This is a genomic window from Leptospira stimsonii (assembly GCF_003545885.1).
In the GTDB taxonomy this organism is placed as follows: Bacteria; Spirochaetota; Leptospiria; order Leptospirales; family Leptospiraceae; genus Leptospira; species Leptospira stimsonii.
Map to the genome: position 1 here is coordinate 1,330,001 of NZ_QHCT01000001.1, position 5,000 is coordinate 1,335,000.

Consider the following 5,000-nt stretch of genomic DNA (forward strand, 5'->3'; position numbering starts at 1 on the left):
TCGACATTACGGATTCGCTCGTCGATCTCGAGGCCGTCCTCGGAAAAGAGCCGATTCTTCTCTGGAAAGAGGACGCGGAATTTTCCCTCTTCCAAGAAGGAAGCGCCGACCAAAGTCTTCTTCCCCTCTTGGAATGGGATTCCGAACTTTCGGAAAAATATCTGAAGGATCCGGATTCTCTCTCGATTCTCGCGCGCGAGGGATTTTCTAAAGGTTTTTGGAAGGGAGAACTTTTCCCCGTCCTTGGTGGATCAGCCCTTCATGGAGAAGGTGTAAAGGAGCTCCTTCTTTCCTTAGAACTTCTTTCTCGAACATTCTCATCCATTCCTCGTTCCTCCGGAGAATTAGGAATTGCATTTAAACGGGAATTCCACCCCGACTTAGGGAAGATCGTCTATATTCTTCCTTCGCAGGAGTTCCCACGGAATCAGAAGTTCTGGTCGATTTCCGGAAATGGCCAAATGGATTCCATTCATCTTATCTCCACGCGAGACTTTGAAGAGATTGAAGAAACAAAAATTCGCGAGATTATCGTGGTCCCCGGTCTCGATTCTCTCAAACCGGGCGACGTCCTCTATTCTTCTCCTCAAAAAGAATATATGTCGGAGCTAAGTCCCGTTCGAAAGCAATTCCAGATTCTTCTCGAACCGGAAACTTCGGAAGAGAGGGACGGGCTCTGGGAGGCACTCAATCAGCTTACTTGGCTGGATGAAGGCTTGGAGACAAAAGTTCTTCCGGATACGGGACAAATTCAACTTTCCGGACTTGGAGAATTGCACTTGGAAGTTTCTCTTTCCCGATTGAAAGAATTCTTTCCTCACAAAGTGAACGTTAGCGGGATAAAAGTTGCAAGGTTTGAGCTTTGGAAAAAAATGGTCCTACAGAGTGAATTTCAGCATACCGCGTTTGATCAAAAAATCTCAAGCGGACAGGTGCACGCCTCTCTGGCAAGCTCTAACAGCTTTTCCAGGGAAGTGCGGTTTGAAACTAAGATTACTGAAACACTAGAAGAAGCCATTACATCAGCTTTTTATGAAGTAGTGGCAAAGGGATCCAAGGGAGAAGAAGTTCTCGGTTTGGATCTGATTGTTCATCGATACGATCCTCCGGATTCTTCGATCGAAACTTCTTCACTTGTAAAAGTAGCCGTCATAAAAGGCTTAAAAGACATAATTCCGAATTATACGGAACTTGTGGGTCCGATTTCTTCATTAGAGATTTTGATACCAGATCCATCGTTAGGCGATGTGCTTGGTGCTCTCTCCAAGAGAAATGCAAAGATTCATAATGTTGTTTCGCTCGGAGATGGTAAGTCGCTTGTTCACGCAAATGCTTCTACGGAAAACTTGCTTGGCTTTGCAAGCGTGCTTAGAAATATGACACAGGGAAGGGGTGTTCTGTCTCTGGACTCCCTTTTTGACTCTGAACACTATTACGTAATTACATTAGTCGATTCCCGTTAGGGTTCGTTAAAAAGTAAGGAGATTAAACAGTCGCTATGGCTAAAGAAAAATTTGATAGGTCGAAACCTCACTTAAACGTTGGTACAATTGGTCACGTGGATCATGGTAAAACAACCCTGACGGCAGCTATTACTACTACACTTGCAAAAGCGATCGGTGGTAAGAACAAAGCTGTTGCTTATGACCAAATTGATAATGCTCCGGAAGAAAAAGCTCGTGGGATCACCATTGCTACTTCTCACCAGGAATATGAAACTGCTAACCGTCACTACGCTCACGTAGATTGTCCAGGTCACGCTGACTATGTTAAAAACATGATCACCGGCGCGGCTCAGATGGACGCGGCGATCCTCGTTGTATCTGCAACCGATGGACCAATGCCACAAACGAAAGAACACATTCTCCTTGCTCGTCAGGTTGGTGTTCCTTACGTGATCGTATTCATCAACAAAGCGGATATGCTTGCGGCTGATGAAAGAGCTGAAATGATCGAAATGGTTGAAATGGACGTTCGCGACCTTCTCAACAAATATAACTTCCCTGGCGATGATACCCCTATCATTCACGGTTCCGCAGTAAAAGCTCTGGAAGGTGATGAATCTGAAATCGGTATGCCAGCAATTCTTAAATTGATGGAAGCTCTGGACACTTACGTTCCAAATCCAAAAAGAATTACAGACAAACCTTTCCTTATGCCTGTGGAAGACGTGTTCTCGATCACTGGTCGTGGAACTGTTGCAACCGGAAGAGTGGAGCAAGGCGTTCTCAAAGTGAACGACGAAGTTGAAATCATCGGGATCCGCCCAACAACAAAAACTGTTGTTACCGGTATCGAAATGTTTAGAAAACTTCTCGATCAAGCGGAAGCTGGTGACAACATCGGTGCCCTTCTTCGTGGAACTAAAAAAGAAGACATCGAAAGAGGACAAGTTCTCGCTAAGCCGGGATCCATCACTCCTCACAAAAAGTTTGCCGCTGAGGTTTACGTTTTAACAAAAGATGAAGGCGGACGTCACACTCCTTTCATCAATAACTATCGTCCTCAGTTCTACTTCAGAACTACTGACGTTACCGGAGTTTGTAATCTCCCAAGTGGAATCGAAATGGTTATGCCTGGTGACAACGTATCTCTGACAGTTGAATTGATCAGCCCGATCGCAATGGACAAAGGTCTCAAGTTCGCAATTCGCGAAGGTGGAAGAACCATTGGATCCGGCGTTGTCGCGGACATCATTGAGTAAGAGCTCTTAAAAAATGGCCGGACAAAAAATACGAGTTAAACTGAAAGCGTTCGACCATAGGTTGATTGACCAATCGACCTATGAGATCGTAGCAACTGCGAAAAGGACCGGAGCGACTGTCTCCGGCCCGATTCCTCTTCCTACTAAGAAAGAGATCTATACAGTTCTTCGTTCTCCGCACGTGAATAAAAAATCCAGAGAGCAGTTTGAATTAAAAACACACAAACGGCTCATCGATATCCTGGATACCAATGAAGACACTGTAGAAGCTCTGATGAAACTTCAGCTTCCTGCAGGGGTATCTGTAGATATCAAATCCTGAAGGTAAGGAACGATGGCAAAGGGATTAATCGGCAAAAAAGTTGGAATGTCTCAGATCTTTGACGAGCAGGGGAATATGATTCCTGTAACTGTTTTGGAAGTCGGCCCTTGCGCCGTTTCTCAAGTCAAGTCTGTTGAAAATGACGGATACGAAGCGATCCAGTTGGCGTTTCAAGATACAAAAGAATTTCACCTCTCCAAAGCGGAGAAGAGTCACCTTGCAAAAGCGGGACTCGGACCAAAGAGAGTTTTGAGAGAATTTCGTAGTTTCGGAGATTCTCCTACGGCAGGTTCTGTTCTGAAAATTCAGGATGTTTTTGCTGTTTCTGACGTGGTAAAAGTTACCGGGGTCAGCAAAGGAAGAGGATTTCAAGGGGTTGTAAAACGCCATGGACACGCCGGTGGACCGGGTGGACACGGATCTCGTTTTCACAGACATCCTGGATCTATGGGTGCGAACTCTACTCCTTCTCGGGTTTTCAAAGGCGTTAAGCTTCCCGGAAGAACTGGTTCCCTCCAAACTACAGTCCGGAATTTGAAAGTAGTCCGGATCAATGAAGAAAAGAATCTTGTGTTCGTGAGCGGGGCGGTACCCGGCACTGCAAACACAGTAATTACGATCGAGAAGATTTAAAATCCGGGTTAGATATGAAAGCACAGAAGTATTCTAAAGAAGGAAAGTTGATTTCAGAAATCGAACTTCCTTCCGCACTCTTTGAAAGCAAGCTTAGCGTCGCTTCGATCTACGAAGCGATTAAGGCTGAGAATGCAAATATGCGTTCTGGAAACCACGCAACAAAAACCAGATCGGAAGTCCGCGGTGGTGGAAAAAAGCCTTGGGCTCAAAAAGGAACAGGTCGTGCGAGACAAGGTTCTACACGAGCTCCTCATTGGGTCGGCGGGGGAACGGTTCACGGTCCTCAAAAAAGAGACTATTCTTATAAAGTTTCTTCCAAACTCAAACACAGAGCTGTGCTTTCGATTCTGAATAAAAAAGCGCAAGCTTCCGCAGTGAAAGTGATCGAAGATCTCGATCCAAAAGAATACAGCACGAAGTCCTTTGATTCTTTATTCAAAAATATGAATCTCAGAAACACCGGTGTTGTTGGATTACTGGTTCAAGGTGAGAGCGATTTCGTTAAAAAATCCGTTCGTAACATCCCAACCGTAAAATATATCAATTCAAAAAGAATCTCCTGCAGAGACATTCTGTATAACCGTAATTTGGTGATCACAGAAGCCGCTCTGAAAGAGATGCTCACACAGTACGGAGCACAGAAATGAATCTCCAAGACGTAATTCTAACTCCAGTGGTCACTGAGAAATCTCAGGATCTGGAATCGATCGGAGCCAATAGCAAGAAGGGAACGAGAATGGTGAAATACACCGTGAAAGTTCACATCGATGCAAACAAAACTCTGATCAAAGAAGCATTCAAAAAGATTTTTAAAGTAACCCCTTCAGCGGTAAACGTTCAAGTTTACAGAGGGAAGATCAAACGTTTTAGAAACATGCCGGCGCCTCGCCCACACTGGAAGAAAGCAGTAGTTACTTTCCGTGACGGTGCAAGCATCGATTTCGCAAAGGAAGCATAAGAAATGGGAATTAAAAAGTTTAAACCCGTAACTTCCGCAAGTCGTTATAAATCCGTATTGGATTTCAAAGAGATTACGGAAACAGAACCGTATAAACCTCTTACTCTCACTCTTTCCTACAAAGCGGGAAGAGGAGACGGCGGAAAAATTTCCGTTCGTCACAGAGGTGGTCGTGTAAAAAGAAAATATCGTATCATCGATTTTAAACGCAGAAAAACAAACGTTCCTGCGGTTGTAAAAACTCTGGAATACGATCCGAATCGTTCCGCGTTCATTTCTTTGGTTTGTTACAAGGATGGAGAATATGCGTATATTCTTGCTCCGGATGGAATCAAAGTAGGTGACGTAGTTCAGTCCGGTGCGAGCGGAGTGGAAATTAA

The 5,000-nt window shown here is 44.6% G+C and carries 7 protein-coding genes (2 of these 7 running past the window's edge); all 7 read left to right on the plus strand.

All coding sequences use genetic code 11. From position 1 onward, the window contains the following. Tightly spaced (at most 35 nt apart), the 7 genes in view from DLM75_RS06525 to rplB form a layout consistent with a single transcriptional unit that may run on beyond the window. On the plus strand, positions 1–1,463 hold the 3' portion of the coding sequence (locus DLM75_RS06525) for an elongation factor G-like protein (protein ID WP_118968016.1). 418 nt of this gene lie to the left of the window's left edge; 1,463 of the gene's 1,881 nt are visible here — the last part of the coding sequence; the start codon falls outside the window, past its left edge; it ends in the stop codon at positions 1,461–1,463. 35 nt (positions 1,464–1,498) lie between these two features. After that, positions 1,499–2,704: an elongation factor Tu gene (gene tuf, locus DLM75_RS06530; protein ID WP_118967636.1), complete on the plus strand. Its 1,206-nt coding sequence runs from the start codon at positions 1,499–1,501 to the stop codon at positions 2,702–2,704. A 13-nt stretch (positions 2,705–2,717) separates the two neighbouring features. Beyond that, positions 2,718–3,026, plus strand: a complete 309-nt coding sequence (gene rpsJ, locus DLM75_RS06535; RefSeq protein WP_000918607.1) for a 30S ribosomal protein S10 — start codon at positions 2,718–2,720, stop codon at positions 3,024–3,026. Positions 3,027–3,038: 12 nt separating this feature from the next. After that, entirely contained in the window at positions 3,039–3,659 is a 621-nt protein-coding gene (rplC, locus tag DLM75_RS06540; protein ID WP_118967637.1) for a 50S ribosomal protein L3, read from the plus strand. A gap of 14 nt (positions 3,660–3,673) precedes the next feature. Continuing rightward, positions 3,674–4,309, plus strand: coding sequence for a 50S ribosomal protein L4 (rplD, locus tag DLM75_RS06545; RefSeq protein ID WP_100784888.1), 636 nt, complete (start codon positions 3,674–3,676; stop codon positions 4,307–4,309). Further along, a complete protein-coding gene (locus DLM75_RS06550) occupies positions 4,306–4,620 on the plus strand; it encodes a 50S ribosomal protein L23 (RefSeq protein WP_118967638.1) in 315 nt (104 codons plus the stop codon). Before rplD ends, DLM75_RS06550 begins: the two co-directional genes overlap by 4 nt. A 3-nt stretch (positions 4,621–4,623) precedes the next feature. Beyond that, a protein-coding gene (gene rplB / locus DLM75_RS06555) for a 50S ribosomal protein L2 (protein ID WP_100784889.1) crosses the window boundary here: on the plus strand, positions 4,624–5,000 show its 5' end (the start). The gene runs 466 nt beyond the window's last position; only the first 377 of its 843 coding nucleotides appear in the window; the start codon lies at positions 4,624–4,626; its stop codon lies off the right edge, out of view.